9 protein-coding genes are annotated in these 14,135 nt (G+C 70.7%); 6 read left to right on the top strand and 3 right to left on the bottom strand.

Annotation, left to right across the window (positions count from 1 at the left end; all coding sequences use genetic code 11):
- Positions 1–74: 74 nt before the first annotated feature.
- Complete coding sequence (locus ACWEFL_RS00580) at positions 75–1,112, bottom strand: tetratricopeptide repeat protein (protein ID WP_451705337.1); 1,038 nt, start codon at positions 1,110–1,112, stop codon at positions 75–77.
- Positions 1,113–1,841: 729 nt separating this feature from the next.
- Between ACWEFL_RS00580 and ACWEFL_RS00585 the strand changes: the two genes are divergently transcribed.
- Positions 1,842–2,933 (top strand): NAD-dependent epimerase/dehydratase family protein, encoded by a 1,092-nt coding sequence (locus ACWEFL_RS00585; protein ID WP_451705340.1) that lies wholly within the window; start codon positions 1,842–1,844, stop codon positions 2,931–2,933.
- Here the strand turns inward: ACWEFL_RS00585 and ACWEFL_RS00590 are convergent.
- Complete coding sequence (locus ACWEFL_RS00590) at positions 2,930–3,811, bottom strand: glycosyltransferase family 2 protein (protein WP_451705343.1); 882 nt, start codon at positions 3,809–3,811, stop codon at positions 2,930–2,932. The two genes, ACWEFL_RS00585 and ACWEFL_RS00590, sit on opposite strands and share 4 nt — an antisense overlap.
- A gap of 88 nt (positions 3,812–3,899) precedes the next feature.
- Here ACWEFL_RS00590 and ACWEFL_RS00595 point away from each other — a divergent pair, with 88 nt between their 5' ends.
- The 3 genes from ACWEFL_RS00595 to ACWEFL_RS00605 all read left to right on the top strand — a co-directional run bounded on the left by ACWEFL_RS00595 (position 3,900) and on the right by ACWEFL_RS00605 (position 9,582).
- Positions 3,900–4,643, top strand: coding sequence for a transferase (locus ACWEFL_RS00595; RefSeq protein ID WP_451705345.1), 744 nt, complete (start codon positions 3,900–3,902; stop codon positions 4,641–4,643).
- Positions 4,644–5,360: 717 nt separating this feature from the next.
- Positions 5,361–7,394 carry a M4 family metallopeptidase gene (locus tag ACWEFL_RS00600; RefSeq protein ID WP_451705347.1) on the top strand — a complete coding sequence of 678 codons (2,034 nt, stop codon included), beginning with the start codon at positions 5,361–5,363 and terminating at the stop codon, positions 7,392–7,394.
- 217 nt (positions 7,395–7,611) lie between these two features.
- Positions 7,612–9,582, top strand: a complete 1,971-nt coding sequence (locus ACWEFL_RS00605) for a pentapeptide repeat-containing protein (RefSeq protein ID WP_451705349.1) — start codon at positions 7,612–7,614, stop codon at positions 9,580–9,582.
- A gap of 139 nt (positions 9,583–9,721) precedes the next feature.
- Here ACWEFL_RS00605 and ACWEFL_RS00610 read toward each other — a convergent pair whose 3' ends face one another.
- Positions 9,722–10,960: a helix-turn-helix domain-containing protein gene (locus ACWEFL_RS00610; RefSeq protein WP_451705352.1), complete on the bottom strand. Its 1,239-nt coding sequence runs from the start codon at positions 10,958–10,960 to the stop codon at positions 9,722–9,724.
- A 567-nt stretch (positions 10,961–11,527) separates the two neighbouring features.
- Between ACWEFL_RS00610 and ACWEFL_RS00615 the strand changes: the two genes are divergently transcribed.
- Both ACWEFL_RS00615 and ACWEFL_RS00620 read left to right on the top strand, forming a co-directional pair.
- Complete coding sequence (locus ACWEFL_RS00615; RefSeq protein WP_451705355.1) at positions 11,528–12,229, top strand: response regulator; 702 nt, start codon at positions 11,528–11,530, stop codon at positions 12,227–12,229.
- Between the two features lie 221 nt (positions 12,230–12,450).
- Positions 12,451–14,013: a sensor histidine kinase gene (locus ACWEFL_RS00620; RefSeq protein ID WP_451705357.1), complete on the top strand. Its 1,563-nt coding sequence runs from the start codon at positions 12,451–12,453 to the stop codon at positions 14,011–14,013.
- Positions 14,014–14,135: the final 122 nt, after the last annotated feature.

Raw genomic sequence — 14,135 nt, forward strand, 5'->3', positions numbered from 1 at the left:
CACCGCCGAAGCATCCATTTCCAGACATTTCAACCTGGCGGGGTAGAGCAAATACAGGCTTCCGGTGCACCGGATCAGGTGTCGCCCAGGAGAGCAGCCGCCCGGCCGTCCAGCTCGCTGACCCCTGAGGTTCTGCTGTGGCCGGACAGCCGGACACGCATGTCGGTCAGGGCGTCGCTGATCTTCACGGACTGGACGCCCTCGGCGCAGTCGATGAACTCGCCCCACGCGGCCAGGGCCCCGTCCAGATCGCCCTGGCGCAGGTGCACGTTTCCCAGATCGCCCAAGACGATCGCGCGGGACCGTCGCCGGTCCAGGCCGTGGACGTCCAGGGCATGGTGAAGGTGTTCGCGGGCCCCTTCGAGGTTTCCCAGGCGGGCGAGGATCATGCCGCTGTGGTGGGCCCATCGACCTGTGGAGAAGTGGGAGGCCCAGGACTCGCCTGGGGCGACCGTGGCCTTCTCGATGGCGCTCTGCGCCCGTGCGAGCGCTGCCCTGGCCAGTCGGCGGTCGCCTTCGAGGGCTGCCGCGTCGGCCAGGGTCGTCTGGTAGTAGGCGACCGCCTTGGGTTCGTCCAGACCGTCTGCGTACTCGACGCACTTCTCCGACAGCCGCAGGGCGACCGCCCGGCCTCGCGGCCCGAGGTCGATCGCCTGAATGGCCATGCCCCGTAGGGCGGTTGCGGCCAGTTCGGCGTCCTTGGCTTCTTCCGCGAGGACGAAGGCATGCGCGTAGTACCGCTGAGCGAGGCCCTGGTGGTGGTCGTCGTTTCCTCCGTCCTGCACCATCCAGCCGCACAGATGCACCAGTTGGGAGGTAGCGGCGAAGAGTTCCCGGCCGGCGGCTTCGGTGTACCTGCCTTCGAGCCAGGGGCCGACGTTGCCGGTCAGGTACCGGACTGCCAGCTGGCGGGCGTGGACTCCGCCGAACTCGGCGGCGGTGTCTCCGAGCGTGCGAGTCATCTGCCGGATCGCCGCGATCTCGCCCTTCCCCACGCGTACGGCACCGGCTGGTGCGGAGGCCACCCGGCGGGTGATGGCTTCCGCGTCCGGGAGGTTCAGCGCCGACAGGGCGAACCCGGCGGTCGCGGCCAGCATCGAACGGCGTTCCACGTCACTCCTCCCAAGAGCAAGGACTGACTGCACGGTATCCGCAGCCGGTGGCTCGGGATCACCCGTACAGCCAACCCGTGTCCGGGTCAGGTCCAGCTGTAAGACCTGCACGACGTACGGAAGCCAGACGTCCGGGGAGGGGGTGCGTTCGCCCTTCATCCACCTGCGGGCGTACTGGCGTTCCAGGCCGTCCGGGCCTCGGCCTGCGGCGAGGGCGACCTCGCGGGCGAGCTTGGTCGGACCCCATCCGCGTTCTTCGCACGCTGCCCGGATCAGGTCCGTGATGGTCGCCGTCCGCACCGCTTCCCCCTTGACCTACGCGGGCCTACAGAGACCTACAGCATGGCCCCTCTTCCTTGGCGGTTTCAGCACGTTGACTGATCCTCACCCGCCCGAGGCGCGCTTCGTCAGCGTTCATGCCCCCGGGCGTCCCAGCGAAGCGACCGAAGGAGAACACCAGGTGCTCGCCCGTTAACACCACCGTGGACGTCGTCCTTGGCTGGGTCCGGCCTCTGCGTTCCCCGGCGGCTCTGTGATGCCTGGCCGCGATCACGGATTCCGGGCTGACCGACCCACACGCGCCTGCCGCCGTCTCAGGCCCCGGACGTCGAACCGGCATCCGCTGTCTGATTCCTCAGGGGCCCCACAGACCAGTCGTCAACCTGCGGTCAACGAGCCTGACCGCCTGCAGAGTCACGAGTTCCGCCCGAACCAGTTTCTGGAGGCATCGTGCACCACCCCTCAGACCTCTCCGCCCTGGCCGGCAGCACCGTGCTGGTGACCGGCGGCGCGGGGCTCATCGGCTCCCGGATCACCGCCCGGCTCCGGGACCTGGGCGCCCGCCCCGTCGCCCTGTGCACCATGAGCGCCTACCCCGAGCACGTATACGCCGACTTCTTCGGAGTCCACGCATCCGACCCGGACGTGGTCCTGGGTGACATCCGGGACACGGTGCTGGTCCGCAAGCTCGTTGCCGACTCGGACTATGTGATCCACGCCGCCGCCCTCGCGGACGTGGCCGCGTGTACTCGGAAGCCGCTGGCCGCGATCGACACCAATATCGCCGGTACCCAGAATGTCCTGGACGCTGTTGCCGCAACGGACCGCATCCGGCGCATGGTCTTCGTCTCCTCCGCGAGCGTCTACGGCGACGGCAGCCCTGAGGAGACCATCAGCCCCGAATTGTTGACCATGCGGCAGTTGCTGGAGTCCGTCCACGGCCGCATCCCACCGCAATTCCATGAGTTCGCCCGCATGCGACCGGTGTCGGTCTACGGGAACACCAAAGCGTGGGGCGAGGAACAGACCGCTCTCATCCTCGGCCAGGTCGGCACCTCGTACGCGATCGTCCGGTACTTCTCCGTCTACGGCGAGCCGCAGACTGTCAAGCCGAATTCGCACTCCTGGGTGGTCGCCTGGTTCGCCGCCCGCGCTCATTTGGGCCTTCCCCTGCATCTCAACGGAGGCGGTCGGCAGGTGCGGGACATGGTGCACGTGGACGACGTCGCCGAGGGCACCCTGCGGGCCCTGGTCAGCCCGCGGGCCCACACCGAGACCGTGAACATCGGGACCGGCCTCCCCACCAGCGTGCGGAAGGTCGCGGAACTGATCCGTGAGCATTACCCGAGAACGACCTTCCTGGACACCCCACTGCCGACCGGTGACCCCCTCGGCGGGTACGCGGCCATCCGCCGGATGGAGAACGTCCTGGGCTGGAAACCGAAAGTCACCGTCGCGCAGGGGGTGGCCCGCTACGTCGACTGGCTGAGGGACACCCCGGCCGCGGCCCCCGGCTGGCTGCGGGAGTCCACGACGGCTTAGACAACCGGCGGTCTGCCCAGGCGGGACATCCGCCACACCGTCCGCCACCTGATGGGACGCCGAGGGCCCCCGCTGGTCCGGATGCCCTCGGCGAACCCACCGAACCAGGCCCGGAGTCCCGCCGGGGACTTCGTGCGCATCACGGTCAGCACCACCCACACCCCCAGGTAGACCGGTACGAGAAGGGCGGGCAGATGCCGCTTGGCAAGCCAGACCCTGTTCCGGGCCGTCATCCGGTAGTAGACCGCGTGCCGGGCCGGCGAAGTCTTCGGGTGCTGGAGAACGAGCTGCGGCTCGTAGAGGACGTCCCAGCCCCGGTCGATCGCCCGCCAGGCCAGATCGGTCTCCTCGTGCGTGAAGAAGAAGGCATCCGGCCAGCCACCGGTCTGCTCCAGCATCGGCATCGAAAGCGCGTGACCGCCGCCCAGGAACGTGGTCACCAGTCCCCGCCGCATCGGGTCCTCGGCCCGCAGGCGGGGCACGTGACGCCGTTGGGTAGTGCCGGTCTCATCCGCGATCCGGAAACCAACGATGCCCAGACGAGTGTCCGCCTCGTACAAGTCCGCGATCCGCCGGAGCACTTCCGCTTCGATCAGCAACCCGTCGTCGTCCAGGTCCACGAGCACGTCCACGTCTCCGAACTCGCGCAACCGCCGCCAGGCGACGTTGCGGCCACCGGACACCCCCAGGTTCTCCGCCAGCTCCACCGCGGTCACACCGTCCGGCAGCCCCGCAAGGGCCGTCCCGTTGCCGACGACGACGACCCGGGCGGCGGGCTCGTCCTGCTTGGCCACCGAATCGAGCAGAGCCAGCAGCTCGGGCATCCGGTCGCCCATGGTCAGCACGGCGACACCCACACGCGGCCGAGTCACATCCATCACCACTTCCCCCAAGTCGACATCAGGTGAGCGGCGAGCGTACCCCTGCCAAAACCTGCTGCCGCACCCATCAGAAGGGCCGACACACATGGACCGGATCGTCCTTGGCGACTACGTCACCGCCCCTGCCCTGGGAGCCATCGCCACGACCGTATACGGAGACCTGGAGAAATTCGGCCTGGCCGACTTCCTGCTCCAGTGGCCGGGCCTCCAGCGCGAGGCGCTGACCACGCTCGGCGAAGACCGGCGCATCCACCCGAGCGCATACATCCACCCCACTGCGATCGTCGGAGACGACGTGATCATCGGCCCGGACGTCAAGGTCCACGAGTTCACCACCGTCCGCAAGGGCAGCATTCTGTGCGCCGGAGCCCAAGTCGGCTTCAACTGCGAGGTAACCGCAGCATTCGTGGGAGAGGACGCCGTCCTGGGGCACCGGATCGGCGTGAACCGGACGATCATCGGAGCAAGAGCCCATCTCTCGGCGAGCGTCACCGTGGCCGCCATCAACATGAGCACCGACATGCGCAGGCCCGACCGCGAGGTCGTCATCCGCACCGGCCTCGGCCTCTACCGCTGCGGAACAACCCAGTTCGGAGCCGTCATCGGCGACGACACCCAGACCGGCAACAACATCAGCATCGGGCCCGGCGTCGCCATCGGCCGCCGCTGTCAGATCACCAGCGGCGTCTCCATCGCCATCCGCGCCGTCCCAAAGGACTGCACCGTCACCGCTCCACACACCACGGAGGCCAGCATCCGCCGTCGTCGCCGCCCCTTCGCACTTGACCGGACCACCGATCAGGCCGCGGTACGTGACTCACTTGCCTGAACGTCCGCGCTGACGCCAGCCTGCAAGCTCTGTTGACAACCCTGGATAGCGATCGCCCGTCAGTCAAAAGCCCTCTCTGTCCGGTCGGCGCGTCCCGCAGCACGGCAACCCTGCATCGCACCGCCCCCGTCAGCTCTACCAGGAACCAGTGGCTTCGCCATCCCGGTCGGACCGCGATCTCGCCACTCGGCGGATCCACACAGGTGACGTCGACGCTGCGCCACCCCGTGACCCGGTTGCCGTCGCTCGCCCGCTTCGCGGCGGGCAGCATCCCGTACGGAAGGAGCCCGCTCCCCCACTCGGCGCACGCCCCTCCGCGCCCCCGTCCCGCAGGAAACGCGCCACACTCCGCGGCGGGCGCACGGCCGCGCCGAGCCGTCCGCGGGTGGGCTCCGGTCGCGGTTCGCGGGTACCGGCGCGTGCCCGGACCTGTCGCGCCGTGCGCACGCGCACGGCTCCCATGTCCGGGCTATGCCGTCCCTTTACCTGAGCGGGGCGCTGCCGCGCGGCCCCGGGAAACGTCCGCTCAACGAACATGAAAGTTCGATGAACGAACCGGATTTGGCCAACTTGTTGACGCGCCCCTGACATTACGGGTGACGCTCCTGCCACTCTTCCCCCGCTTTCCGTTCCACGCACCACACGCTCCGCAGGCTCTGCCCGGTCGGCCCCATGCCCGGCCGTTCCGGCACCCCCCCATCGCAGAAGGAGTTCCGCGTGAGATCCACCCCCCGCCGACGCACCGCCGCGACCGGTGCGCTCCTCACCACCGCGGCCCTGCTCGCCGTCGGCTTCCAGACCGGCACGTCGACGGCGCAGCCGATGGCGGCGAACGCCGCCCCCTCCGCGGTGACAGCCGGGAAGGCCGATCCCGGTGCGCTTCCGCTGAGTCTGAGCCCGTCGCAGCGGGCGGAGCTGATCCGTGCACAGAGTGCGACGACGGCGGCCACCGCGGGTGAACTGGGCCTCACGGCCCAGGAGAAGCTCGTGGTCCGGGATGTGACCCAGGACCGTGACGGCACCACGCACACCCGCTACGAGCGCACGTACAGCGGCCTTCCGGTGCTCGGCGGCGACCTCGTGGTCTCCGAGACGAAGACGGGCGCGACCGAATCGGTCAGCAAGGCGTCCCCGACCCTCCTGAAGAACGTCGACACCACCGCCGGCATCCCGGCCGCCGACGCCGAGAAGCAGGCCCTCGGCCTCGCGAAAGCGGACGGCACCACCAAGGCCGACGCCGAGCGCGCCCCCCGCAAGGTCGTGTGGCTGGCCCAGGGCGCCAAGCCGGTGCTGGCGTACGAGACGGTCGTCGGCGGGCTCCAGAACGACGGCACCCCCAACGAGTTGCACGTCGTCACCGACGCCACCTCCGGCAAGAAGATCTTCGAGTGGCAGGGCGTCCACAACGGCACCGGCAACACCCAGTACAGCGGCCAGGTCGCCCTCGGCACCACCCGCTCCGGCACCTCGTACAACCTCACCGACTCCGGACGCGGCGGCCACAAGACGTACAACCTGGGCCGCGCGACGACCGGGACCGGCACCCTGTTCTCAGGACCGGACGACGTCTGGGGCGACGGCCTGCCCGCCGACCCCGAGACCGCGGGCGCGGACGCCGCGTACGGCGCGGGACTGACCTGGGACTACTTCAAGAACGTCCAGGGCCGCAGCGGCATCCGCGGCGACGGCGTCGGCGCGTCCTCACGCGTCCACTACGGCACCAACTACGTCAACGCGTTCTGGCAGGACGCCTGCTTCTGCATGACCTACGGCGACGGCGCGGGCAACGCCAAGCCCCTCACCTCGATCGACGTCGCGGCACACGAGATGACCCACGGCGTCACCTCCGCCACCGCCAAACTCGTGTACAGCGGCGAATCCGGCGGCCTCAACGAGGCCACCTCCGACATCTTCGCCGCGGCCGTCGAATTCCACGCCAACAACACCAGCGACGTCGGCGACTACCTCGTCGGCGAGGAAATCGACATCCGCGGCACCGGCGCCCCGCTGCGCTACATGGACAAGCCGAGCAGGGACGGCGCGTCGAAGGACTACTGGTACGCGGGCATAGGCAGCGTCGACGTCCACTACTCGTCGGGGCCGGCGAACCACTGGTTCTACCTGCTCTCCGAGGGCAGCGGGACGAAGACCATCAACGGGGTCACCTATGACTCGCCGACCTCCGACCTCCTGCCCGTCGCGGGCATCGGCCGCGAGAAGGCCGCGCTGATCTGGTACAAGGCCCTCACCACCAAGTTCAACTCCACCACGAACTACGCGGCGGCCCGTTCCGGGACCCTCGCGGTGGCCGCCGAGCTGTACGGAGCGGGCAGCCCCGAGGTCAAGGCGGTGACCAACGCCTGGGCCGGCGTCAACGTCGGACCCCGCGTCACCGACCCCAACCGCCCGACCTTCGAGAGCGCGGCCGTCATCTCCATCCCGGACAACGGTCCGGCCGTGAACTCCTCGGTCGTCGTCTCCGGCGTCCCCGGCAACGCGCCGGCCGCGCTCCAGGTCGACGTCGACATCGTCCACCCCTGGCGCGGTGACCTGGTGGTGGACCTGCTCGCCCCGGACGGGACGGTTTACCCCCTGAAGCCGTTCAACGGCTCCGACTCGGCCGACAACGTCCAGCAGACGTTCTACGTCGACGCCTCCTCCGAGCCGGCCAACGGAGCCTGGCGACTGCGGGTCCAGGACCTCGCGGCGCAGGACTCGGGCCAGATCAACAAGGTGCGGCTGACTTTCTGAGCCGGTAGCCGTCGCGGCCGTCCCGCGCCGCGCGGAGCGCAGGCGGAACAGACCGCACGTGGCACGGACCGCGCACCGGCACACCGCGCACGGTTCACCGAACACCGAACACCGAAGTCGCACGTCGAGCGCGGAACACACCGCGCGCCGGACAGCACGCCCGGCGGGAACTCCCGTTCCCGCCGGGCGCGTTGGCGTGCATGGCAGGATTCGGCGCATGATCACACCGCCACCGGCGCCGGACCGGGTCGTGTGCGCAGCCGCCGACTGTGCGGGAACGGGCGTCCAGGACGGCAACTGCCCCCGCCATCTCACCCCTGATCGGCTCCTTGTCTGGCTGACCGGCCTGGGCCCGAGCGCCGACGTCGATCTGCGCGGCTCCCGGCTGCCGGCCGAGCTGTTCACCCGTATCAGCAGCGCGGTACGCGACGGCAGCGGCGTACCCCGGTTCGGCAGCCTCCTCTTCCGCGCGGGATGGGCCATGGGGGGCGGGGTCGATCTGCGGACAGCCCGGTTCGAAGGACCGGTGGACTTCCTCGAAGCCCGGTTCGAGGGGCCGGTGGACTTCCGTGGAGCACGGTTCGAGGGACCGGTGAACCTCAGCGGCTCCTCCTTCGCCGGATACGCGGACTTCGACGACGCCCGATTCGCCGGGGACCTCGACGCGTCGTCCCTCACCGCAATGGACAGATTCGGTTTCTCACGGACCGAGGTCGGCGGCAGGCTCGCGCTGGGGGGCGGGTCCTTCGGCGGGCGGGTGAGCCTGACGGGCGGGACCTACCGCGGCGGGGTGCTGCCAAGCGGAAGCCGGTTCGACAGCGGCCTGGACTGCTCCGAATCCACGTTCGAAGGCGATGTCGACTTCTCGGATCTGGAGGTCACCGGACGGTTCGACGTCCGGGACGCGGAGTGCGACGGATACGCCGACTTCTCCGGAACCACCGTCTCCGATGGTCTCCTGGTCCTCTCCGGCAGCCGATTCCGCAGGCTCACCGACCTCGGCGGGCTGCGCGCCCACCAGGACGTCGGCGTTCACGACACCGTCTTCCACGACGAGGTGTCCTTCGTGAGCGCCCGGTTCGAGGGCTCTCTCAGCGGCACCGCCCACATCCTCAAAGGGATCGACTTCGACCGCGCGGTCTTCCGCGCGCCGGCCGGACTCGCCCTCTGCGCGACGCGCGCGTCCTTCCGGGGAACCAGGTTCGAGGAGAAGTCGACCATCACCCTGCGCTACGCGAGGGTCGATCTGACCGACGCGGTCTTCCTCCAGCCCGTCGCCGTCACGGCGCGGGCCGCGCCTTTCGGCGGACGGGCTTCGGACGAGTCCGCGTTCCGCGGTCTCGACCCGGCCGTCCGGGTGCTCTCCCTGCGGGGTGTGGACGCCTCGCTGCTGTCGCTCGCCCACACCGATCTCTCCGAATGCCGCTTCGCGGGCTCGTTCCGTCTCGATCAGCTGCACCTGGAGGGCCGCTGGACCCTCGCGTCCTCCCCTCCGGGAGCCTGGCGGCGCGGTGTCCCGCTCCGGCGGACCCACCGCCAGGTCATCGCGGAGGAGCGGATGTGGCGCTCATGGCCGGGGCGTTCCGCGAGCGCGCGCGCCGGGTGGGGCGAACCGTGGCACAACCCGGACGAGACCCCCGGTCTCGCCACCCTCACCACCGTCTACCGGCAGCTGCGCAAGGCCCGCGAGGACGCCAAGGACGAGCCGGGAGCCGCCGATCTCTACTACGGCGAGATGGAGATGCGCCGCCACAGCCAGAGCCACCGGCGGGCGGAACGGTGGCTGCTGGACGCGTACTGGCTGCTGTCGGGGTACGGACTGCGCGCGTCCCGCGCGCTGGGCTGGCTGGCCCTCGCGATGATCGCCACCATCGTGCTGATCATGGGATTCGGACTGCCGGACGAGACCCCGAGACAGGAGATACGCCGAGTCGCGGCGGACGGGGGGACGATCACGGTCCTCCACAAGAGCGACCCTCGTCTCACCAAGCCGTTCGCCGAACGTTTCACCGGCAAGCGGTTCGACAAGGCGCTCGGCATCACGCTCAACTCGGTCGTGTTCCGTACGAGCGGCCAGGACCTGACGACGACCGGCGGATACGTGGAAATGGCGTCCCGCTTCACCGAACCCGTCCTGGTGGGGCTGGCGGCACTGGCGATCCGGGGGCGGGTGAAGCGGGGCGCATGACCCGAGGGGCGGGGCTGTCCGGGGCGCCTCGTGACCGGCGGAGACCGGACGCGCCTCCTGACCGGCGGAGACCGCACGTAACGGGTGTCCGCGCATTCGGATGGCCGGAGAGTTGGTCGACCGCGGTGTGGTGGCGGAGTCAGCCGCCGGCTCGCGAACGGCGCGACCAGGCTGCCGAGTCGAGGACCGCCCGTACCTCCGGGACGTGGGCGTACTCAGCGAGCCGCGCCAGCACGACCCGGCCTCGTTCCGCCGTCCGCTCGCTGGCGACGTCCGCGGACAGGCTGAGGACCCGTTCGGCGGTCGCCGCCGCCTCCTCGGGCTCGTTGGCGTCGGCATACGCCACGGCGAGCCACGAGAGGTAGAGCGCGAGTTCCCGTGTGTGCGTCGCGTCGTACCGGCCGAGCACATCCCGGAGCAGCGGCACGGCCCGAAGCGGTCGGCGCAGTTCGGTGTAGACGCGGGACTCCATGATCTGGAGTTCGCCTGCGTCCACCCAGTACAACCATGCCGGGGACTCGGTTCCCTCGCTGTCCTCGGCCAGGGCATCCCCGGCTTCTCCGAGGGCCCGCATCGCGTGCTGCGCGTCCTCAAGGCCCCTGGCTTTCACGTGGGCCCATGCCACCCGGTCGAGGTACAGCGCGCGGGCTTTGGGGGGTGCGTCCGGCCCGGCTTCGGCCAGCGCCGCGCGAGCGAGGTCCAGGCCCTCGGCCTCGCGGCCGGTGTTGCTGAGCTGGTAGGCCAGCGATCCGGCGAGATTTCCGGCCAAGGTGTGGTCCTCGGCTTGCTGGGCCGCGCTGAGCCCTAGCCGGTAGATCCGCTCCGCGTCGGCATGCTGCCCGGCGTCGCCGGCGATCCATCCGGCGATCTGCGCGAACTCTCCGATTGAAGTGAGGAGTTGACGACCTATCTCCTCGGTGTGCCGGGCTTCGCGGTAGAGGGTGACGGCGGCGCGCAGGTCCCGCATGGCTCGCCCGATGAGATCCAGCCCGTAGACGACATCGTCGGCGAGACGCAGCCCGTGGACCCTCTGGTGCAGGTCACGCACGACCCCTTCCCCGATGCGACGCCCGCTCTTGGCGCTGAGAGGGGCCAGAGGGTCGCCTTCGGGCAGATAGTCGGCCAGCGTCGGCATCGCCGCCTCCGGGGGTACCGATGGGCCCGTGAGTACGTCCACGGGCACCCCCAGGGCCTCGGCGAGGAACGGAAGCCAATCGCGAGGGGTACGCCTGCCCGCCTCCCACCTGCTGATCTCCTGGGCGCTGACCGGCTCGCCCCGCACCCCCGCCGCACGGCACAACTCCCACGCCAAGCGCGCCTGGGTCGATCCGCGCTGTTTCCGCAAACGCCTGATGTTGGCCCCGATCGCGGTGGTCACCTACCCAGTGTGGCCTACGTCCTGGCCCACGTGGGGGCCCATGCCGGGCCAATGGATGCCAATCCGTGGCGGGCCGACGCTTATCGGTATGAAACCCAGCACTGAGGCCCGATGATGTCTGTCCCGTCTCTCCGGAGCACGTGGAGCAGGCGGGGTGCTCCTGGTGCAGAAAGCCAACCCCAGCCTGGAAGGGGCGGGCCCCATTCTGGGGATACCCTGCGCCGGTCGAAGTGCCGATGCGGATCGAAACGGTGCCCTGACTGCGCCCTCCGGCGGAACCGACCGGGAACCTCCGGCGGAGCAAGCTCGCGAGAGACAGCCGGAGAAGCGGCGGAGGCGAGCCGTGACCCGGCCGACGCTCGCTGATCGGCGACACGAAACAGCGCGGAACTCTGCCCGTGGCCGGACCTCTGCACCAAAGGCGACTGACCGAGCCTCGTACCCTGGAAACCGCCCGGCACGTCCAGCGGGAACCCACGACGCCTCGTACGCACGCTGCCCCCGCGGCTGTGCGGGCGGGGCTCCGCCACTGTCCGGGGCATGGTTCCATCCCCGTAATCTGGCGGTATGGCGACCGCTGATGATCACCGTTCCGATGGTGTTGTAAGAGTCCTCCTCGCCGACGACGAGGCCATGATCCGCGTCGGGGTGCGGGCCGTTCTCGCCAGCGAGCCGGGGATCGAGATCGTCGCCGAGGCCGGTGACGGGCGGCAGGCGGTCGAGCTGGCGCTGAAGCACCGGCCCGACGTCGTGCTGCTGGACATCCGGATGCCGCGGCTCGACGGGCTGCGGGCCGCGGAGGAGTTGCGTCGGGTGCTGCCGTCGGCCGCGCTCGTCGTGCTGACGACTTTCTCGGAGGACGACTACATCGCACGGGCCCTGGACACGGGCGTGAGCGGCTTCCTGCTGAAGTCCGGTGATCCGAGGGAGCTGATCGCGGGAGTGCGCGCAGTCGCCGAGGGAGCCGCCTTCCTCTCGCCCGAAGTGGCCCACCGCGTCATCGGGCAGCTCGGCGGCGGGCGGCTGTCCCGGACCGCGGAGGCCAGGCGCAGGCTGGAGCCGCTGACCGTACGCGAGAGCGAGGTCGTCGCGCTCGTCGGTGCCGGGCTGTCGAACGCGGAGATCGCGGAGCGGCTGTACGTCGTGGAGGGAACCGTCAAGGCCCATGTCAGCGCCGTCCTGGCGCGCCTCGGGCTCAGAAACCGGGTGGAGCTGGCGATCCTGGCGTACGAGGCGGGGGCCGTGGGGGACTCCGATCGGCCCACCTGACCGCCCCGTCCCGGCGGTCCCGGCCGCCCCGGCCGTCATGGCCGGTCCCGGCCGCCACGACCGCCACGACCGCCACGACCGCCACGACCGCCACGACCGCCCGACGGTGGCACGGGGCCGCGCTCCCGGACCGCCACCGGTCGCCGCCACCGCCGCTGTCGGGCCACGCCCCCACCTTCGTCAGGGGCCGTACCCCCGCCTCGTCCGGCAAGGTGGAAGGCATGCCCCGTGAACACGTCCGCCGCCTCCTGCTCGATCTCGCCCTCTGGGCGCTGGTCGCCGGGCCCGTGCTGCTCCTCGCCTCCCCGGACGACGACGGGTCCTGGACCGGGCTCGTCGTCGGGGTCCTGCTGCTCGGCGTGGCCGTGGGCGTCCGGCGGCGGCTGCCGCTCGTCTCCCTCGGGGTCGCCCTCGTACTCAGCGCCGTGCACAGCGCTGAGCTGCTCGCCCCCGCGTACACGGTCGGGATGGCCGTCTTCGGGTATCTCGCCGGCCGGCAGTCGGAACGGGCCCGTCCCGCCCTGTACACCTTCGCCGGGGCGGCGGGCGCGGGGCTGGCGGTGACGCTCGTCCTGGACGAGGACCTGATGGTGTGGTTCGCCCAGACCGGCTCGCTGCTGTTCATCGTCGTCGTGCCCTGGCTGGTGGGAAGGTACGTCCGGCAGTACGCGGAACTCGTCCGGGCGGGCTGGCAGCTGGCGGACCGGATGGAGCGCGAGCAGCGTGCCGTCGCGGACCGGGAGCGGCTGCGGGAGCGGTCCCGTATCGCCGGGGACATGCATGACTCGCTCGGCCATGATCTGTCGCTGATCGCCGTCCGGGCGGCGGCCCTGGAGGTGGACCGGAGCCTCGATGAGCGGCAGCGGACGGCCGCGCGCGAGCTGCGTCGGTCCGCCGCGGACGCGACGGCCCGGCTGCGGGACATCGTCGGGGTGCTGCGGACCGATGACGAGGGTTCGCCGACGGCTCCCCGCGACGAGTCCGTGCGGGCGCTGGTGGAGCGGACCCGCGAGTCCGGGATCACGGTGGAGCTGCACGAAGAGGGCGTGGCCGGAGACGCGCTGCCCGAGATGATCGACCGGGCGGTCCACCGGATCGTCCAGGAGTCCCTCACCAACGCGGCCAAGCACGCCGCGGGCGCGGAGGTCACCGTGCGGGTGACGGGCACGCCGGACTCGGTCACCGTCTCGGTCGGCAACAGCGCGCCGGCCGGGCCGGGCGCGGGGCTCGCGTCCGGCGGCACGGGGCTGGTGGGCCTCGATGAGCGGGTTCGGCTCGTGGGCGGCACCCTCACCCACGGTCCCCGGCCCGACGGTGGTTTCACGGTCACCGCCCGGCTGCCGAGGACCGCCGCCCCACTGCCCCCGGTCCCCGGCCGCGCCCCGTCCACCTCCGAGCGCGAGCTGGTCCGCGCGAGGAAGCGGGTACGGCGCGGGCTGGTGCAGGCGATCGTCGTGCCGATCGTGGTGGTCGGTGTGCTGGGGGTGATGATGTTCGGATTCGATCAGTACACGCGGAGCCGCACGGTCCTCGACCGTGACGGCTACGACAGGATCGCGGTCGGCGAGACCCGTGCCGCGCTGGCGGCCTTCCTGCCGGAACACTCGCTCAGGAACCGGCCCGCGGGCGTCGACCCTGAACCGCCCGGCGCGGGTGAGTGCGTGTACTACCGCGTCCGGGAATTCAGCGACACTCCCGCCTACCGGCTCTGCTTCAAGGACGGTCGGCTGACCTCCAAGGCGATCGTGGTCGACGTCGCCAACGAGGAGACGCGCCACAGCTGATGCCGGGACCGACGGCTCGAACTCGATCGGGAACGCCGTCCGGTACGGGGCCTGCCGTCCGCCGGCCCGCAGGCTCCTCCGGCCCGCCGCAGGGACGGGGCTGCCGCGGGGGCCGAGGGGGT

The sequence above is a fragment of the Streptomyces sp. NPDC004838 genome, assembly GCF_053600955.1.